Here is a 16,544-nt window from a genome sequence, read left to right as displayed (position 1 = left end):
ACCATGGACGCCCGCCCCGGGCTTCCCGAGACTGGCCCGGCGACGAACTGCCAGAACCCTCCAGCGACGAAGGGAATCCTCATGGCCACGGCGAACAAGCTCAGCGTCATCCCCTGCGGGGCGATGCACGCCAATCTCCCGTTCCTGCTCCTCAAGCCCGGTGTCAGCATCAAGCCACGGTCCGAGAAGGACGCCCCGATCGACTGGGTGGAGGTGCCCACGCACTGCGTCCTCGTCGAGACCGACGAGGGCAAGCTGCTGTGGGACACCAGCTGTCCGTCGGACTGGGAGACGCGCTGGGCGCCGACCGGTCTGCAGGAGTTCTTCCCCTACGACCAGGTCGCCGACGACGAGTACCTGGACAAGCAGCTGCACAAGATGGGCGTCGGGCTCGACGAGATCGACTACGTCGTCCTCTCGCACCTGCACTTCGACCACGCGGGCAACGCCCAGATGTTCAAGAACACCAACGCGAAGATGATCTGCTCGGACAAGGAGAAGGAGTTCGCGCTCGGCTTCGAGGGCCCGTTCAACGGCGCCCACCTCAAGGCCGACTACGAGGGCATCGACTGGGAGATCGTGTCCGGCGACGTCGAGCTGCTCCCCGGCGTCAGCATGATCCAGACCCCGGGGCACACCCCCGGCTGCATGTCGATGCGCGTCGACCTCCCCGACACCGGGACGATGATCTTCACCTCGGACGCGGTCTACATGGGAGCGAGCTACGGCCCGCCCGCCGCGCCGGCCGCGATCGTCAACAACCTGGAGGACTGGTTCTCCTCGGTGGAGAAGCTGCGCGGCATCCAGGAGCAGACGAACGCGCAGATGGTGTTCGGCCACGACGCCGAGCAGATCCACCAGCTGCGCAAGGCACCGGAGGGGTCGTACACCTGATGACGTTCGAGGTTCCGGAGTACACCGAGGAGACGATCTTCACCTGGGGTGCGCCGCCGCTGAAGTTCGGCGCGGGCGCGATCGACGAGGTCGGCTTCGAGCTGTCGGCCTACGACGTGTCCCGGGTCCTGATCGTGACCGACCCGGGGGTGAACGCGCTCGGCGCGCCGCAGCGCCTGGCCGACAACCTGTCCCGCTACGGCATCGAGTCCGAGATCTTCGACGGCGTACACGTCGAGCCGACCGACGACTCGATGAACAAGGCGACCGAGTACGCCCGCGCGCAGGGTCCGTGGGACGGCTTCGTCGCCGTCGGGGGCGGGTCGGCGATCGACACCGCCAAGGCCATCAACCTGCTCACCAGCCACCCCGGCGAGCTGATGGACTACATCAACAAGCCGATCGGCGGCGCGAAGGTGCCGCCCGGGCAGCTCAAGCCGCTGATCGCCGTCCCGACGACGGCGGGCACCGGCTCGGAGTCCACCGCGATGTGCGTGCTGGACATCCTGTCCATGAAGGTCAAGACCGGGATCAGCCACTGGCGGCTGCGCCCGACCCTGGCCGTCATCGACCCGCTGCTGACGATGACGCTGCCGCCGCAGGTCACCGCGGCGGCCGGGATGGACATCACCTGCCACGCGGTGGAGAGCTACACGGCGCGGTACTACACCACCTTCGACCGCAAGAAGCCCGAGGAGCGGGTCACCTACTGCGGCTCCAACCCGGTCTCGGACCTGTGGTGCGAGAAGGCGATGTCACTGCTCGCGAAGTCGTTCCGGGCCGCCGTCGAGCGCGGCGCCGAGGACGTCGAGGCCCGCTCGGACATGATGATGGCCGCGACCTTCGCGGGCATGGGGTTCGGCAACTCCGGTGTGCACATCCCGCACGCCAACGCCTACCCGATCGCGGGCATGGTCAAGGACTACCGGCCGCAGGGCTACCCGCAGGACGAGGCGATGGTGCCGCACGGGGAGTCGGTGTCGCTGACCGCGCCCGAGGCGTTCCGGTTCTCCTTCGACTCCGCGCCGGAGCGGCACCTGCGGGCGGCGGAGCTGATGGACCCGCGGGCGGACAAGGTGAACGACCCGCGCGAGCAGCTGCCCGGGGTCCTGACCCGGCTGATGCGCGACATCGGCATCCCGAACGGCATCGGCGGCGTCGGCTACACCGAGGCCGACGTGCCGGACCTGGTCCCCGGGACGATGAAGCAGCAGCGGCTGCTCGCGACCTGCCCGCGGACCCCGACCGAGGACGACATCGCCGACATCCTCACGAAGTCCGTCGAGAACTGGTGACCGTCGCGGCCGGTGGTCCTCCGGGGCCGCCGGCCGCCCCGATCGAAGGCGGCACGATGCCGATCTACGTCTTCCGCTGCGGGTGCGGAGCCCGCTTCGAGCACCTCGCGTCCATGTCGGACGCGGCCACCCCGCCCTGCCCGCTCTGCGGGGACGGCGCGACGACCAAGGTCCCCGCCGGGTTCGCGCTCGGCGGCCAGGCCAGCCCCGGCCTGTCCAAGGACGAGATGCCCCAGACCTGGCGCGGGGTCTACAACGGGAACTCCGAGTACATCGACTCGATGCGCCGGACCTGGGACCAGCGACGCAGGCTGGAGGAGAAGTACCCGGAGATCGCCGGGGACCAGCGGCCGATCCTGGCGCACGAGGGCAAGTACCACGACGCCCCGCTCCGGGCCGGTGACATCCAGCTGGGCGGCACCGCCCCCCTGCCCGGCGCGGGCGTGGCGGCCAAGCAGGGCCACGGGCACGGCCACGGCCACGGGCACGGCCACGGGCACGCACCGACGCCCCCCGCCACCACCACCGACTGACCCGCCGGATCCACACCCCCTGGCCGGTCCCCACACCCGTTGCACCAGGTGTGGGGGCACGCCAGGGGGTGTGGACACCGGGCCGCGCCCGCGCCGGTCCCCGCCGCGCGCCCGCGGGAACGGTGTCAGCGGCCGGCCAGGCCGTGGCGGTAGGCGTAGCCGACGGCCTGGGCGCGGTCGCGCAGCCCGGTCTTGGCGAACAGGTGGTTGACGTGGGTCTTCACCGTCGCCTCACCGACCACGAGCCGGCGCGCGATCTCGGTGTTGGACAGCCCCTCGGCGATCAGGCCGAGGACCTCGACCTCGCGCGGGGTCAGCCCGTCCGGCGGGTCGACCGGTGCCGCCGGGACGGTCGACGCGCGGGCGGCGACCAGCCGGGACAGCACGCCGGCGTCCACGGTGGACACACCGTCGGCGGCCGAGCGCAGGGCCCGGCCGATGGCCTCGGCGTCGGCGTCCTTGGACAGCCAGCCCGAGGCGCCCGCGGCGATCGCGTCGACCACGGCGTCGTCGTCGACGTAGGTGGTGAGCACGACGACGGCGGTGCCGGGGTGCCCGTCGCGGACCCGGCGGGTCGCCGAGACGCCGTCGCCCGCGGGCATCCGCAGGTCGGTGAGCAGCACGTCCGGCGCCAACTCGGCGACCCGGGCGACCGCCTCGTCGCCGCCGGACGCGGTGCCGACGACCTCGATGCCGTCGAGCAGGCCCAGGACGGTGGCGAGGCCGTCGCGCACGATCCGCTGGTCGTCGGCCAGCACCACCCGCAGGTCGCTCACGTCGTGATCCTCTCGCGGTCCGGGGAGCGGGCGGGCAGCCGGAGCCGGACCCGCCAGCCGTCGGGGGTGGGGCCGGTCTGCAGCTCGGCGCCGACGAGAGCCGCCCGCTCGGCCATCCCGGCCAGGCCGGAGCCCTCGCCGTCGCCGGGCGGTGGCGGGGCCCCGGCGACGTCGACGACCTCCAGCTCGGCGCCGTCGCCGTCGCGGCGCAGGTGCACCGTCACGGGGGCGCCGGGGGCGTGCTTGCGGGCGTTGGACAGCGCCTCCTGCGCGGTGCGCAGTACGGTCTCGCCCTCCCGCGCGCCGAGGCGCAGCCCGTCGGCGACCTCGACGGTCGCGTCCGGGTGCGCCCGGCCGAGCTCGCGCAGCTCCTCGGCGACGTCGACCGGCGCCGGTCCCTCGCGCAGCGCCCGCACGGCCCGGCGGGCCTCGGTGATCCCGTCGGAGGCGAGCCGCTGGGCCCGCTCGATCTGGGCGATGGTGTCCGGCGCGGCCCCGTCGCGCAGTGCCATCAGCCGGGCGCCCTGCAGCTGGACGGCCAGCGCGGACAGCGAGTGGGCCAGCACGTCGTGCACGTCGCGGGCGACCCGGGCGCGGTCGGCGATGGCCTCGGCGCGGGCGTGCTCCTCGCGGGCCCTGGCGTCGGCGACGAGTGTCCGCTCGTGCTCCTCGATCCGGCGGGCGGAGTCGCGGCGGCCGATCCCGAACAGCACCATCGCGGTCAGCGCGGCGACCACCAGCAGCGCGTCCCACAGCGAGGTGTAGGGCCCGACGACGATCGTGGTGGCCGCGATGACCGGCACGTCGACGAACAGCGCGGTCCGGTACGGCAGCCGCAGCGCCGCCACGAACACCGCCATCATCGGGAAGGCCGCCGAGGTGGTCCAGCCGTCGGACCCGGCCAGCAGGGCGATCCCGCCCCCGGCGAGCGCGATGCTGGTCAGGATCGTCGCGACCGGCGGCATGCTCCGGTGGAGGGCGAAGACCACCCACCCGGCGACGGCCGGGACGAGCCCGGCGTAGAGCCAGGTCGGGGAGACCTGCTGGGCCGGCGACCAGAACAGCAGGAACAGCACGATCGGCAGCCACAGCAGCGACACCAGCCGCCGGGGCACCCCGAGCAGCGGCGACCGGTCGTGCTCGACGCGGCGGGCCGTGCGGGCGGCGGGCGTGCTCACCGTTTCACTCTGACACAGCGGCCGGGTCGGGCGGGACGCTCAGGCCGCCGCGCGGGCACGGCGTGCCTCGTCCGGCCGGACCGGCAGCCCGGCCGCGGCCACCCGGCGTCGCAGGACCAGGCTCTGGACCAGCAGGCTGCCGCCGAAGACCAGCGCCGACGACGTCGACAGCAGCAGTCCGGCACCGACGGCCCCGCCGAGGACCCCGGCGCCGACCCGCACACCGATGGTCAGCACCCAGGCGACCAGCAGCGCGGCCGAGCCGCTGCGGTAGGCCCACCCGTCGCGGGTGCCGAGGCGGAAGGCGTAGCCGCGCAGTACCCCGAGCCCGGCCGCCAGCACCAGCTCGGCGGCGAGCAGTGCCACCCCGGCCGCGGTGACCTCCGAGCGGGCCTGGGCGAGGGTGAGCACCCCGATGCCGATCACGACGAACGGGAGCGTCACGTCGCGTCGCCCGCCGACGAACTGCCCGCGGAACTGCTTGTAGAGGACCAGGCCGACGATCGCGACCGTGATGACGAGTGAGGTGGCGTCCATGGGGAGAACGATCTCCCCGCGGGCCCGGTCGTCGCGTCGGCGCCGGGGTCGATCCCGGGTGGACCCGCCCCCTCCACCCCCGGGTGGACCGCCGCCCCGGGGGCCGGACGCGACGACGCCCGGCCCCGGCGACGTGGTGTGCCGGGGACCGGGCGTCGGTCGGTTGTGCCCTCGTGGTCAGCGGGGGAGGCCGGAGGCGCGCCAGGCGCCCGGGCCCGCGTGCAGCGGGGCGCGGAGCTGGGCCGCGGGGTGCGACCACAGGTCCGGCGTCCGCGGCGGGGCGGGCGGCCCACCGGCGCTCGCCGCCGCGGCGACGACGGCGGTCAGCGCGGCGAGCTCGTGGTCGTCCGGGGTGCCCCGCACGACGCGGAACAGCGCGCGGCGCTCCTCCGGGGTCTGCTCGGTGGACTCCTCGGCGGCCATCAGAGCGGGATGTTCCCGTGCTTGCGGGTCGGACCCTGCTCCCGCTTGGTGGACAGCATCCGCAGCGCCCGGCCGACGTAGCCGCGGGTGTGCGACGGCGGCACGACCGCGTCGATGTAGCCCCGGTCGGCGGCGATGTAGGGGTTGCAGAGGGTGTCCTCGTAGTCCTGCTGCAGCTCCGCGCGCCTGGCGGCGAGCTCGTCGCCCTCCAGGCCCTTGAGCTCCTTGCGGTAGAGGATCGACACCGCGCCCTGCGCGCCGGTGACCGCGATCTGCGCGGTCGGCCAGGCGATGTTGACGTCGGCGCCGAGGTGCTTGGAGCCCATGACGTCGTAGGCGCCGCCGTAGGCCTTGCGGGTGATGACGGTGACCTTCGGGACGGTCGCCTCGGCGTAGGCGTAGATCAGCTTCGCGCCGCGGCGGATGATGCCGTTCCACTCCTGCTCGGTGCCGGGCAGGAAGCCCGGGACGTCGACGAAGGTCAGCACCGGGATGTTGAACGCGTCGCAGGTCCGCACGAAGCGGGCGGCCTTCTCCGAGGCGTCGATGTCCAGGCAGCCGGCGAACTGGGTCGGCTGGTTCGCGACGATGCCGACGCTGCGGCCCTCGACGCGGGCGTAGCCGATCACGATGTTCGGCGCCCAGAGCTCCTGGACCTCGAGGAAGTCCTCGTCGTCGACGACCCGGTTGATGACCTCGCGGATGTCGTAGGGCGTGTTCGCCGAGTCCGGGATCAGGGTGTCGAGCTCGCGGTCGGAGTCGATGATCCCGTCCTCGATCGACCCCTCGACGGGCTCGGTGGCCGGGAACGACGGCGCCTCGGACAGGTTGTTCGACGGCAGGAAGCTCAGCAGCTGCTTGACGTAGTCGAGCGCGTCGGCCTCGTCGCCCGCCAGGTAGTGCGCCACACCGGACTTGGTGTTGTGGGCCCGGCCGCCGCCGAGCTCCTCCATGTCGACGTCCTCGCCGGTGACGGTCTTGATGACGTCCGGGCCGGTGATGAACATGTGGCTGGTCTCGTCGACCATCACGGTGAAGTCGGTGATCGCGGGGGAGTAGACCGCGCCGCCCGCGCACGGGCCCATGATCAGCGAGATCTGCGGGATCACACCCGAGCTCTGCACGTTGCGGGTGAAGATCTCGCCGTAGAGGCCGAGGGCGACCACGCCCTCCTGGATGCGGGCGCCGCCGCCGTCGTTGATGCCGACGACCGGGCAGCCGATCTTCGCGGCCACGTCCATGACCTTGACGATCTTCTCGCCGTAGACCTCGCCGAGCGCGCCGCCGAAGACGGTCGCGTCCTGGGAGAACACGGCGACCGGGCGGCCGTCGATCGTGCCGGTGCCGGTCACGACGCCGTCGCCGAACGGGCGCTTGGCGTCCATCCCGAAGTTCGTCGAGCGGTGCCGGGTCAGCGCGTCCAGCTCGACGAACGAGCCCGGGTCGAGCAGCTGGTCGATCCGCTCACGGGCGGTCTGCCGCCCCTTCGCGTGCTGCTTCTCGACCGCGGACGCCGAACCGGCGTGGACCGCGTCCTCGAAACGCTGGTAGAGATCGGCGAGCTTGCCCGCCGTGGTGTGGATGTCCGGCTCTGCCCCACCACTGTCCGGGGTCGCCATCGGCTCCGTTGCGGCGCTCATGAGGTCGGAGCTTAACCCGCAAGTAGGTTCGGCCCGGGCGTGACGTCCGACGCAGCCGACCGGGTGGCCGTCCCGCCGACACCGTTACCGATCCGTTCACCCTCCGCGGTCCCCGGCGCGTCGCGGGGCCGTTACGGTGCGCGGTGATGACGACCGGGACGAATCACGGCGACGGGACCCCGCTGGACCCGTACGCCCTGCGGACGGCCGTGCTCCGTCCCGCGGGGGGCTGGACGGCGCTCGACGTCGTCGCCTCCACCGGATCCACGAACGCCGACCTGCTGGCCGAGGCCGGGCGCGGTGCGCCGGACCGCTCGGTGCTGATCGCCGAGGACCAGGTGCGCGGCCGCGGCCGCCTCGACCGGACCTGGATCTCGCGGCCCGGGGCGGCGCTGACGATGTCGGTGCTGTGGCGCCCCGAGGGCGTGCCCGCCGACCGGCTGGGCTGGCTGCCGATGCTCGCGGGCGTCGCGCTGGCCGACGCGATCACCGAGCTCGCCCCGGACGTGCCGGTGGCCCTGAAGTGGCCCAACGACCTGCTGGTCGGGCCGGCGCGGGGCAAGGCCGCGGGGATCCTCGCCGAGATGACCGCGGTCTCCGGCGGCGGGCCGGGGATCGTCCTGGGCATCGGGCTCAACATCTCCACCCCGGCCACCGACCTGCCGTGGGGTGCGACCTCGCTGGCCGCGCACGGGTTCACCGCGACCCGCGCCGAGACCGCGACCGTACTGCTGGGGCACCTGTACCGGCGCGAGGCGCAGTGGCGCGACGCCCGCGGCGACGCCGACGTCTGCGGCCTGCGCCGCGACTACCGCTCGGCCTGCGCCAGCCTCGGCTCGCGGGTGCGGGTGGAGCGCCCGGCCGGGGACCACCTCGTCGGGACGGCCGAGGACGTCGACCCGCAGGGCCGGCTGCTGGTCCACCCGGACGACGGGGCCCGCGTCGCAGTGGCGGCCGGGGACATCGTCCATCTGCGCGCGGCCGACCAGCCCTGAGTCACCCACTGCGCTGACCTGCGACGCAGCCCCCGCGCGTCGCGTGGGCGGTCGGCGCCCGGCGCCCTACCGTGGGAGGTATGGCGTTCCCCGACAGCGCTCTGGACCGGGCTCTGGACCGGGTTCTCGACGAGGGCGAGCACGTCGTGCTGGTCGGGCACCCGCACTGGCGGCTGGCTCTGCGCCCGGCCGCGGTCCTCGTCGGGGTCAGCGCCGTCGCCGGGTTCGGGGCCGCCGTGGTCCGGCTGCAGCCGTGGGCGCCGTGGGCCTGGCTCGTGGTCGGGGTGCTCGCCGCGCTCGTCGCGGTGCGGTTCACGCTGCTGCCGATCGCGCGCTGGCGCGCCACCCTGCTGGTCGTCACCGACCGGCGGTTCCTCGTCCGGGAGGGCCTGCTCGTCCGCGACGGCCTCGACGTGCCGATCGACCGCATCGACTCGGTCCGCGTCCGGACCGGCGCCGGGGGACGGCTGTTCGGCTGCGGCACCCTGCTGCTCGACGTCGCCGGGGAGCGGCTGCGGTTCACCGACGTCGCGGGCGTGGAACGGGTGCAGGCCCGGCTGCACCGGGAGATCGGCCTACTCGCCGAGCGGCGCCGCAGCAACGAGAAGGAGAGCGAGCACACGGCCCGCCGTGGTCACGCCGACGCGGCCGTGCGGGGCAGGATGGAGGCTCCCGCACCGCAGCGAGAGAGGGCGTCCCTGTGAGCAACGGTCTTCCCACGACGGTGCGCGACCCCGCGCTCCCGGAGCGCGTCGAGATCTACGAGGTCGGCCCCCGCGACGGGCTGCAGAACGAGAAGACCGTCGTCCCGGTCGCGGTGAAGGCCGAGTTCCTCGACCGGCTCGCCGACGCGGGCCTGCGCACGCTGGAGGCGACCAGCTTCGTGCACCCGACGTGGGTGCCCCAGCTCGCCGACGCCGCCGACCTGCTCGCCGTGCTCGACCGCCGCGCCGGGCTCGACTACCCCGTCCTCACCCCGAACGAGCGCGGGCTGCAGCGCGCGATCGACGCCGGCTGCGACCACGTCGCGGTGTTCGCCTCGGCCACCGAGACGTTCGCGAAGCGGAACCTGAACCGCACGCTCGACGAGCAGTTCGCGATGTTCGAGCCGACCGTGACCCGCGCGGTGTCCGAGGGTCTGCGGGTGCGGGCCTACGTGTCGATGGTGTTCGGCGACCCGTGGGAGGGCGGCGTCGACCCGGATCAGGCCGCCGCCGTCGGGGCGCGGCTGATGGAGATGGGCTGTGACCAGCTCTCCCTCGGCGACACGATCGGCGTCGCCACCCCGGCGCACGTCGGCGCGGTGCTCGACGCGTGCGTCGCCCGCGGGGTCGGCGTCGAGCGGCTCGCGGTGCACTTCCACGACACCTACGGCCAGGCGCTGTCCAACACCCTGGCCGCGCTGCGGTACGGCGTGACCACCGTCGACGCCAGCGCGGGCGGCCTGGGCGGCTGCCCCTACGCCGGGTCTGCGACCGGCAACCTCGCCACCGAGGACCTGGTGTGGATGCTCGACGGGCTCGGCATCGACCACGGCGCCGACCTGCGGAAGCTGGTCGACACGAGTGTGTGGATGGCCGGACACCTGGGACGGCCGTCGCCGTCGCGGGTGGTCACGGCGCTGTCGGCCTGACCTCGAACATGCCGGTGAACCGGGACCGGTACACGACCGCGCCGTCGCCGGTGCGGGTCAGCGTCCCGCGCAGCGTGATCAGGCCCATCGACGGGCGGCTGCGCGAGACGCGGGCATCGAGGACCTCCATCTCCGCGTGCAGCTCGTCGCCCGCGAACACCGGTGCCGGCCAGGCGATCTCGTCGCCGCCGGGTGAGCCGAGCGACGCCGCGCGGGACAGCACGGCGTCGACGTAGGCGCGCATCCACAGGCTCGCGGTGAACCAGCCGGACGCGGCCAGGCCGCCGAACACTCGCTCGCCGTCGGCCTCGTGCAGGTGGAACGGCTGCGGGTCGAAGCGGGCCGAGAACGCGACCATCTCGTCGCGGTCGACCGCGGTCGTACCGAGGTCGAGGACGGTCCCCGGGGTCAGGTCGTCGAAGTACAGCTCAGCCACGCAGCACCCCCAGCACGGCGTCGTGCAGCAGACCGTTGCTGGTCAGGCCGTGCCCGCCGGACCAGGTCGGGTTCCCGGCGAGGTCGGTCAGCCGCCCGCCCGCCTCGGCGACGACGGCGGCCGGCGCCGCCAGGTCCCACGGGTTCGCGGCGGGTTCCACCGCGACGTCGACGACCCCCTCGGCGACGAGCACGTGCTGCCAGAAGTCGCCGAACGCGCGGGACTCCCAGCAGGCCTCGGTCAGCGCGATCCAGCCCTCCCGCGACGCCGGGGACGGGTCGGTGCGGAAGGTCTCGGTGTTGGTGGTCGAGACGTAGGCGTCGGCCACGTCGGCCACCCCCGACACCGCGATCCGCTTCGGCGTCCCCGACGGCAGGTCACGCGCCCAGGCCCCGGCCCCCGCCGAGCCCCACCAGCGGCGGTGCAGTGCCGGCGCGCTCACCACACCCACCGTCGGCACGCCGTCGACGACGAGCGCGATCAGCGTCGCCCACGCGGGCACCCCGCGCGAGAAGTTCTTCGTCCCGTCGATCGGGTCGATCACCCAGCCGCGGCCGTGCGCGGTGTCGGTGGACCCGCCGCGCTCCTCCCCGAGGATCGCGTCGCCGGGGCGCTCGTGGCCCAGCGCGGCGCGGATCGCGTCCTCGGCGGCGGTGTCGGCGTCGGTCACCGGGGTGCGGTCCGGCTTGCGCTCCACCCGCAGGTCGGCGGCCCGGAAACGGGGCAGCGTGATCGCGTCGGCGAGGTCCGCCAGGCGCAGGGCGAGATCCAGATCACCGGGTTCGGCGGGCACGCATCGCTCGGGGTTCACGTTGGGCGAGCATGCCAGCTCGCACCGCCACCGTGCCCGGGGCCCGGAGCCCTATGCTCGGTGAAATGACCACCGTGGTTCTGGCCGAGGACGACGCGGCCATCGCCGAGCCGCTGTCGCGGGCCCTGCAGCGCGAGGGGTACGACGTCGACGTCGTCGCCGACGGCGTCGGCGCCGTCGACCGGGTCACCCGTGCGCAGGTCGACCTGCTCGTGCTCGACCTGGGGCTGCCCGGCATGGACGGCCTGGAGGTCTGCCGGCGGGTCCGCGCGACCCTGCCGGACCTGCCCGTCCTCATGCTCACCGCCCGCACCGACGAGGTCGACTTCGTCGTGGGGCTCGACGCCGGCGCCGACGACTACGTGTCCAAGCCGTTCCGGCTGGCCGAGCTGCTGGCCCGGGTGCGGGCGCTGCTGCGCCGCCGCACCCAGGACGTCGTCGAGGTGGACGGCCTGCGGATGGAGCTGTCCGGCCGCCGCGTCCTGCTCGACGGCGACGAGATCTCCCTGGCCAACAAGGAGTTCGAGCTGCTGCGGGTGCTGATGATCCACGCCGGCCAGGTCGTGACGCGCGAGGAGATCCTGCACGCGGTCTGGGGTGACGCGGACATGAAGTCGTCGAAGACGCTGGACATGCACATGTCGTGGCTGCGCCGCAAGATCGGCGGCGAGAAGCGGATCGCCACCGTCCGCGGCGTCGGCTTCCGGTACAACTCGGACTGAGGTCGCCGTGCGCCGCCGGATCCTGATCTCCACCCTGCTGACGGTGGCGCTGACCGCGCTGTTCCTGGGCGGCCCGCTCGCGCTCGCGACCTGGCAGCTCGTCGAGGACTTCACCCGTGCCGAGCTGACCCAGCGCCTCGAGCAGGTCACCGAGACCGTCGAGGAGTACGGCACCGGGCCGCAGTCGCAACGGCTGGTGGAGGCGGCGATCCCGCCGAACTCCCGGCTGGTCGTCGTGCCGCCGGACTCCGACCCGATCGTCTACGGCGTGGACCGGGTCGACGACCCGGTGACCGAGTCGCTGCCGTTCGGGCCCGGCGGGATCATGGAGCTGTCCCAGCCGACCTCGGTGATGCGGTCCCAGCAGACCCAGGTGGTGGCCGTCGTCGTGCTGCTGGTGGGGTTCTCCGTCACCGTCGGCACGGGGGTCGCGGTGTACACCGCACGCCGGCTGTCGGACCCGCTGCGCGACCTCGCGGCCCGCGCAGCCCGCCTCGGTGCGGGCGACTTCCGCCGGTCCCCGGCCCGCTACGACATCGCCGAGCTCGACCGCGTCTCGGAGGTCCTGGACTCCTCGGCGACGGCGCTGTCCCAGCTGCTGCACCGCGAGCGATCGCTGGTCGGGGACGTGTCCCACCAGCTGCGCAGCCGGATCACCGCGCTGCAGCTGCGTCTGGACGAGCTCGCCTGCCACCCCGACCCGGACGCCCGCCGCGAGGCCAACGCGGCGCTGGAGCAGACCGAGCGGCTCACCGCCGTCCTCGACGACCTGCTGGAGTCCGCGCGCGCCGCGCGGGCGGTCGGTGCGGAACCGGTCGACCTGGCCGAGGCCGTCGCCGACGCCGAGCGGGAGTGGCGCGGCCCGCTCACCGCGGCCGGCCGGTCGCTCAAGGTGCGGGTGCCCGAGGGGCTGCTCGCCCGGGTGACCGCGGCCCGGCTGCGCGAGGCGATCGGGGTGCTCGTCGACAACGCGCTGCAGCACGGCGACGGCCCGGTCACGATCTCCGCGCGCACCGGGGAGAACGCGCTGCTGGTGGAGGTGTCCGACACCGGGCCCGGCGTGCCGGAGGACCTGGTGCCGCACGTGTTCGACCGGGGCATCTCGGCGCAGTCCTCGACCGGGCTGGGGCTGGCGCTGGCCCGGACGCTGGTCGAGGCCGACGGCGGCAGGCTGGAGCTGTCCCGGGCCCGGCCGCCGGTGTTCCGGCTGTACCTGCCCGCGGCCCGCACCGACGACGTCGCCGCGGCGGCCCCGGTGCCCGACCGCACCGGCCCGCGGTAGCCGGTGGCCCGGTCGCTCAGTCCTCGGGGGCCGGGGGGACCGGCGGGGGCTGGCGTCGCACGAACTGGTCCGGCCACACGAACCGGCGGAACGCCCACCAGCGGAAGGCCATCCCGACCAGGGTGCCGACGATCTGGCCGGCCACGAAGTCCGCGGACTCCTGGGCGACCAGCGAGACGAACGGCACCTGCAGCTCGAAGACGTAGCGCGAGACCCACAGCGGCGCCGAGTACACCCCGACCCCGACCCCGCTGATCACGAAGAACAGGAGGGCCTCGTGGTGCCGCTCGCGCCCGCCGCGGGTCCGGAAGGACCACTCGCGGTTCAGCACGTAGGACACCATCGTCGCCACCAGCACCGCGACCACCTTGGCGGTCACCGGCTTGTCGGCCAGCACCGTGGCCTTCAGCACCAGGAACACCACCGTGTCGATGACCCAGGTGCTGCCACCGACCATCAGGAACTTGATCAGCTCGCGGTGTTTGATCGCCTTGTCGCGGTACGGCTGGGGGATCCTGGCGAGCGTCGCCTCCACCACCGTCACGGGATCGATCGTGCCAGATTAGGCTCCCGGTCTCGTGGAGAGGGTTGACGCGCAGAAGGCCGCCTTGCCCGTCGTCGGCATGGTCGGCGGTGGCCAGCTGGCCCGGATGACCGCCCAGGCCGCCGTCGCGCTGGGGCAGACCCTGCGGGTGCTGGCCGCGTCGCCGGACGATCCGGCGGCCCGGGCGACGCCGGACGTCGTCATCGGCGACCCCGACGACGCCGCCGCGCTGCGGGAGCTCGCGACGGGCTGCTCGGCCGTCACGTTCGACCACGAGGGTGTCCCGCAGGAGGTGCTGGTCCCGCTCGCCGAGGCCGGGCTGCCGCTGCGGCCGCCGCCCTCGGCGCTCGTGCACGCGCAGGACAAGCTGGTGATGCGACGACGGCTGTCGGAGATGGGGCTGCCGGTGCCCGCGTTCGCCGAGGTGGCGGCGCCCGGCGACGTCGCCGCGTTCGGGGCCGGGCACGGCTGGCCGGTCGTGCTCAAGGCCACCCGCGGCGGCTACGACGGCCGCGGTGTCTGGTTCCTGCGCGCCGGCGGCGACGACACCGACCGGCTGGTCGCCGACCTGCTCGACGCCGGCACCCCGCTGCTCGTCGAGTCCGCGGTCCCGATGACCCGGGAGCTGGCCGCGAGCGTCGCCCGCTCGCCCTTCGGCCAGGCCGCCGCGTGGCCGGTCGTCGAGACCCTGCAGGTCGACGGCCAGTGCGCCCGGGTCACCTCGCCCGCCCCCGGGCTCGACCCGGACCACGCCGCCCGGATCCAGGAACTGGCGCTGCGGATCGCGGCCGAGCTCGGCGTCGTCGGGCTGATGACGGTCGAGCTGTTCGAGACCGCGCCCGGCGAGGTCGTCGTGAACGAGCTGGCGATGCGCCCGCACAACTCCGGGCACTGGACGATCGAGGGCTCGGTCACCTCGCAGTTCGAGCAGCACCTGCGCGCGGTGCTGGACTACCCGCTCGGCTCCACCGCCCCGGTCGCCCCGGTCGCGGTGATGGCGAACGTGCTCGGTGCGGCGCAGGAGCCCGCGATGGGCATGGACGAGCGGCTGCACCACTGCTTCGCGCGCTTCCCCGAGGCGAAGGTGCACCTCTACGCCAAGGACGGCCGCCCGGCCCGCAAGATCGGCCACGTGACCGTCCTCGGCCGCGACGAGGCCGACGTGCGCACCCGCGCGGAGCTCGCCGCGGGCTGGCTGGCCACCGCGACCTGGGCGGACGGCTGGTCCGCCCACACCGGCGATCCCCGCTCCCCGCACTCCCCGGAAGGACCTCGATGACGCAGACCGGCTCCCCGCGCGTGGGCGTGATCATGGGCAGCGACTCCGACTGGCCGGTGATGGGCGCCGCGGGCGCCGCGCTCGACGAGTTCGGCGTGCCGTGGGAGGTGGGCGTCTACTCCGCCCACCGCACCCCGCAGCGGATGCTCGACTACGCCGCCTCGGCCGCCGACCGCGGTCTGCAGGCGATCGTCGCCGGGGCCGGTGGTGCCGCGCACCTGCCCGGGATGGTCGCCGCCGCGACGCCGCTGCCGGTCATCGGCGTGCCCGTGCCGCTGAAGTACCTCGACGGCCTGGACTCGCTGCTGTCGATCGTGCAGATGCCCGCCGGCGTGCCGGTGGCGACCGTCGCGGTCGGCAACGCCCGCAACGCCGGACTGCTCGCGGTGCGCATCCTCGGCGCCGGCGACGAGCGGCTCCGGCAGGCCATGGTGGAGTACCAGGCCGACCTCGAGCGCAGCGTCCTGGACAAGGACGCGGCGCTGCGCGTGGCCGCCCGCGAGGGCTGAGGACCGGGCCGCGATTTTCCGGTGGCGCGCCGCTCGATCCCGTGCGTACGGTGTCGGTACACGGGAGAGGAGGTGGTCCAGCAGATGAGCTACAGCAGGACACGTGAGGTGGCCGTCAGCTAGCACCACGTTCTGCTCCGGCGGGGAGAACCCGTCGGAGAGGCGGTCGTGGAAGCCGGTGTGGTGCCGGCGAGTTCCCGACGGTCACCCGTGATCCCCGGGTCCGAACTCTGTCCGGTTCGGTGACGCACCCCGGTGCGGCCCGGGGATCACGCATGTCCGGGGCCGGACGCCCCGGGGCCGGGCTCAGCCCGTGCGTCGGGTCGACTCCCGTTCCAGGGTCCGCGCCGCGCGCTCCAGACGCCGGGTCACGTCCTCCAGGTCGGGTGCGGCGGCCGGCTCGCCCGCGTCCTCCAGCGGCAGCATCGGCGCGACCCGGCGGAAGTGGTCGACGGCGCCGGGCAGGTCGGCGTCGCGTGCGCCCTCGACCAGCCACCGGCGCAGCGCCTGGTTGTGCGCGGCGACCAGCGCCGCCGCCGTCACCGCGGCCCGCAGCTCGCCGTCCGGGCGGTCGCCCAGCCGGGCGGTGAGCTCGCGGGTGAACAGCCGTCGGTAGTGGTGCACCGACGCGGCCTCGCGGTCGCGCAGCGCGGGCACCGAGCCGACGAGCGCGAAGCGCAGCCGGGCGACCTCCGGGTCCTCGGTGTACAGCTCGAACACCGTCTCCGCGGCACGCAGTGCCAGTGACGGCAGCGGCTCGTCGGGGTGCGCGCCGGCGAACACCTCGCCGATCCGGGCCAGCCCGCGCTCGTGGTCGGGGGACAGCGCGTCCTCCTTGCCGCGGAAGTAGCGGAAGAAGGTGCGGCGCCCGACGCCCGCGGCGGCGGCGATGTCGTCGACGGTCGTGTCGTCGTAGCCGCGTTCGGTGAACAGCCGCGCGGCCGCCGCCACCAGCTCCCGCCGCACCTCGGCCCGTCCCTCGGGGGAACGCCCACGCCGCGTGCTGGTCGTCATGGCACGGAGGGTAGCAAGGTCCCGTGACATGTGGCACGGAGTG

At 74.0% G+C, this 16,544-nt stretch carries 19 protein-coding genes; 10 read left to right on the top strand and 9 right to left on the bottom strand.

The features are described from left to right. The first annotated feature begins 81 nt into the window (after nt 1-81). The 3 genes from ND486_RS11330 to ND486_RS11320 are packed head-to-tail and all read left to right on the top strand — an operon-like array spanning nt 82 to nt 2,722. The gene (locus tag ND486_RS11330) at nt 82-894 is read left to right on the top strand and encodes an N-acyl homoserine lactonase family protein (RefSeq protein ID WP_073576374.1); all 813 of its coding nucleotides are present in this window, start codon (nt 82-84) and stop codon (nt 892-894) included. Further along, the gene (locus tag ND486_RS11325; protein ID WP_062397613.1) at nt 894-2,189 is read left to right on the top strand and encodes a hydroxyacid-oxoacid transhydrogenase; all 1,296 of its coding nucleotides are present in this window, start codon (nt 894-896) and stop codon (nt 2,187-2,189) included. Before ND486_RS11330 ends, ND486_RS11325 begins: the two co-directional genes overlap by 1 nt. A gap of 56 nt (nt 2,190-2,245) precedes the next feature. Beyond that, nucleotides 2,246-2,722 (top strand): zinc ribbon domain-containing protein, encoded by a 477-nt coding sequence (locus tag ND486_RS11320; RefSeq protein ID WP_251784320.1) that lies wholly within the window; start codon nt 2,246-2,248, stop codon nt 2,720-2,722. Between the two features lie 125 nt (nt 2,723-2,847). Here the strand turns inward: ND486_RS11320 and ND486_RS11315 are convergent, their stop codons facing one another. The 5 genes from ND486_RS11315 to ND486_RS11295 all read right to left on the bottom strand — a co-directional run bounded on the left by ND486_RS11315 (nt 2,848) and on the right by ND486_RS11295 (nt 7,276). After that, entirely contained in the window at nt 2,848-3,498 is a 651-nt protein-coding gene (locus tag ND486_RS11315; protein WP_251784319.1) for a response regulator transcription factor, read from the bottom strand. Next, nucleotides 3,495-4,676, bottom strand: a complete 1,182-nt coding sequence (locus tag ND486_RS29695; protein WP_251784318.1) for a histidine kinase — start codon at nt 4,674-4,676, stop codon at nt 3,495-3,497. The genes ND486_RS11315 and ND486_RS29695 overlap by 4 nt, the downstream gene beginning before the upstream one ends. Nucleotides 4,677-4,715: 39 nt before the next feature. Continuing rightward, nucleotides 4,716-5,213, bottom strand: a complete 498-nt coding sequence (locus ND486_RS11305) for a hypothetical protein (RefSeq protein ID WP_251784317.1) — start codon at nt 5,211-5,213, stop codon at nt 4,716-4,718. A gap of 177 nt (nt 5,214-5,390) precedes the next feature. Then, nucleotides 5,391-5,636: an acyl-CoA carboxylase epsilon subunit gene (locus tag ND486_RS11300; RefSeq protein WP_208821741.1), complete on the bottom strand. Its 246-nt coding sequence runs from the start codon at nt 5,634-5,636 to the stop codon at nt 5,391-5,393. Continuing rightward, nucleotides 5,636-7,276: an acyl-CoA carboxylase subunit beta gene (locus tag ND486_RS11295; protein WP_073576369.1), complete on the bottom strand. Its 1,641-nt coding sequence runs from the start codon at nt 7,274-7,276 to the stop codon at nt 5,636-5,638. The genes ND486_RS11300 and ND486_RS11295 overlap by 1 nt, the downstream gene beginning before the upstream one ends. Before the next feature lie 146 nt (nt 7,277-7,422). Here ND486_RS11295 and ND486_RS11290 point away from each other — a divergent pair, with 146 nt between their 5' ends. The 3 genes from ND486_RS11290 (at nt 7,423) to ND486_RS11280 (ending at nt 9,904) form a co-directional block, all read left to right on the top strand. Beyond that, complete coding sequence (locus ND486_RS11290) at nt 7,423-8,271, top strand: biotin--[acetyl-CoA-carboxylase] ligase (protein WP_251784316.1); 849 nt, start codon at nt 7,423-7,425, stop codon at nt 8,269-8,271. 80 nt (nt 8,272-8,351) lie between these two features. Further along, nucleotides 8,352-8,975, top strand: a complete 624-nt coding sequence (locus ND486_RS11285; RefSeq protein ID WP_251784315.1) for a PH domain-containing protein — start codon at nt 8,352-8,354, stop codon at nt 8,973-8,975. Continuing rightward, nucleotides 8,972-9,904 carry a hydroxymethylglutaryl-CoA lyase gene (locus tag ND486_RS11280; RefSeq protein WP_251784314.1) on the top strand — a complete coding sequence of 311 codons (933 nt, stop codon included), beginning with the start codon at nt 8,972-8,974 and terminating at the stop codon, nt 9,902-9,904. The genes ND486_RS11285 and ND486_RS11280 overlap by 4 nt, the downstream gene beginning before the upstream one ends. Here ND486_RS11280 and ND486_RS11275 read toward each other — a convergent pair. Next, on the bottom strand, nt 9,885-10,340 hold the full coding sequence (locus tag ND486_RS11275; protein WP_251784313.1) for a MaoC/PaaZ C-terminal domain-containing protein: 456 nt from the start codon (nt 10,338-10,340) through the stop codon (nt 9,885-9,887). The genes ND486_RS11280 and ND486_RS11275 overlap by 20 nt on opposite strands. After that, nucleotides 10,333-11,151 (bottom strand): inositol monophosphatase family protein, encoded by an 819-nt coding sequence (locus ND486_RS11270; protein ID WP_051050249.1) that lies wholly within the window; start codon nt 11,149-11,151, stop codon nt 10,333-10,335. The genes ND486_RS11275 and ND486_RS11270 overlap by 8 nt, the downstream gene beginning before the upstream one ends. 65 nt (nt 11,152-11,216) lie before the next feature. Here ND486_RS11270 and ND486_RS11265 point away from each other — a divergent pair, with 65 nt between their 5' ends. After that, nucleotides 11,217-11,873 carry a response regulator transcription factor gene (locus ND486_RS11265; protein ID WP_062397592.1) on the top strand — a complete coding sequence of 219 codons (657 nt, stop codon included), beginning with the start codon at nt 11,217-11,219 and terminating at the stop codon, nt 11,871-11,873. Nucleotides 11,874-11,880: 7 nt separating this feature from the next. Then, complete coding sequence (locus tag ND486_RS11260) at nt 11,881-13,155, top strand: HAMP domain-containing sensor histidine kinase (RefSeq protein WP_208821719.1); 1,275 nt, start codon at nt 11,881-11,883, stop codon at nt 13,153-13,155. A 16-nt stretch (nt 13,156-13,171) separates the two neighbouring features. On the opposite strand, the gene ND486_RS11255 is transcribed toward ND486_RS11260, so the two are convergent. Next, nucleotides 13,172-13,699, bottom strand: a complete 528-nt coding sequence (locus tag ND486_RS11255; protein ID WP_224401493.1) for a GtrA family protein — start codon at nt 13,697-13,699, stop codon at nt 13,172-13,174. Nucleotides 13,700-13,733: 34 nt separating this feature from the next. Between ND486_RS11255 and ND486_RS11250 the strand changes: the two genes are divergently transcribed. Next, nucleotides 13,734-14,978 carry a 5-(carboxyamino)imidazole ribonucleotide synthase gene (locus ND486_RS11250; RefSeq protein WP_308215835.1) on the top strand — a complete coding sequence of 415 codons (1,245 nt, stop codon included), beginning with the start codon at nt 13,734-13,736 and terminating at the stop codon, nt 14,976-14,978. Further along, entirely contained in the window at nt 14,975-15,487 is a 513-nt protein-coding gene (gene purE / locus ND486_RS11245) for a 5-(carboxyamino)imidazole ribonucleotide mutase (RefSeq protein WP_178376051.1), read from the top strand. The genes ND486_RS11250 and purE overlap by 4 nt, the downstream gene beginning before the upstream one ends. Before the next feature lie 306 nt (nt 15,488-15,793). Here the strand turns inward: purE and ND486_RS11240 are convergent, their stop codons facing one another. Next, on the bottom strand, nt 15,794-16,501 hold the full coding sequence (locus ND486_RS11240) for a TetR family transcriptional regulator (protein ID WP_062397586.1): 708 nt from the start codon (nt 16,499-16,501) through the stop codon (nt 15,794-15,796). Between the last annotated feature and the right edge of the window lie 43 nt (nt 16,502-16,544).

This window comes from Pseudonocardia sp. DR1-2 (assembly GCF_023717215.1).
GTDB classification, from domain to species: Bacteria; Actinomycetota; Actinomycetes; order Mycobacteriales; family Pseudonocardiaceae; genus Pseudonocardia; species Pseudonocardia alni.
This window is presented reverse-complemented; position numbering and strand designations above follow the sequence as displayed.

Coding starts and splice junctions, on each gene's coding strand:
- ND486_RS11295 (WP_073576369.1), bottom strand. CDS start 7,276: ATGAGCGCCGCAACGGAGCCGATGGCGACCCCGGACAGTGGTGGGGCA.
- ND486_RS11300 (WP_208821741.1), bottom strand. CDS start 5,636: ATGGCCGCCGAGGAGTCCACCGAGCAGACCCCGGAGGAGCGCCGCGCG.
- ND486_RS11285 (WP_251784315.1), top strand. CDS start 8,352: ATGGCGTTCCCCGACAGCGCTCTGGACCGGGCTCTGGACCGGGTTCTC.
- ND486_RS11325 (WP_062397613.1), top strand. CDS start 894: ATGACGTTCGAGGTTCCGGAGTACACCGAGGAGACGATCTTCACCTGG.
- ND486_RS11320 (WP_251784320.1), top strand. CDS start 2,246: ATGCCGATCTACGTCTTCCGCTGCGGGTGCGGAGCCCGCTTCGAGCAC.
- purE (WP_178376051.1), top strand. CDS start 14,975: ATGACGCAGACCGGCTCCCCGCGCGTGGGCGTGATCATGGGCAGCGAC.
- ND486_RS11240 (WP_062397586.1), bottom strand. CDS start 16,501: ATGACGACCAGCACGCGGCGTGGGCGTTCCCCCGAGGGACGGGCCGAG.
- ND486_RS11330 (WP_073576374.1), top strand. CDS start 82: ATGGCCACGGCGAACAAGCTCAGCGTCATCCCCTGCGGGGCGATGCAC.
- ND486_RS11290 (WP_251784316.1), top strand. CDS start 7,423: ATGACGACCGGGACGAATCACGGCGACGGGACCCCGCTGGACCCGTAC.
- ND486_RS11305 (WP_251784317.1), bottom strand. CDS start 5,213: ATGGACGCCACCTCACTCGTCATCACGGTCGCGATCGTCGGCCTGGTC.
- ND486_RS11265 (WP_062397592.1), top strand. CDS start 11,217: ATGACCACCGTGGTTCTGGCCGAGGACGACGCGGCCATCGCCGAGCCG.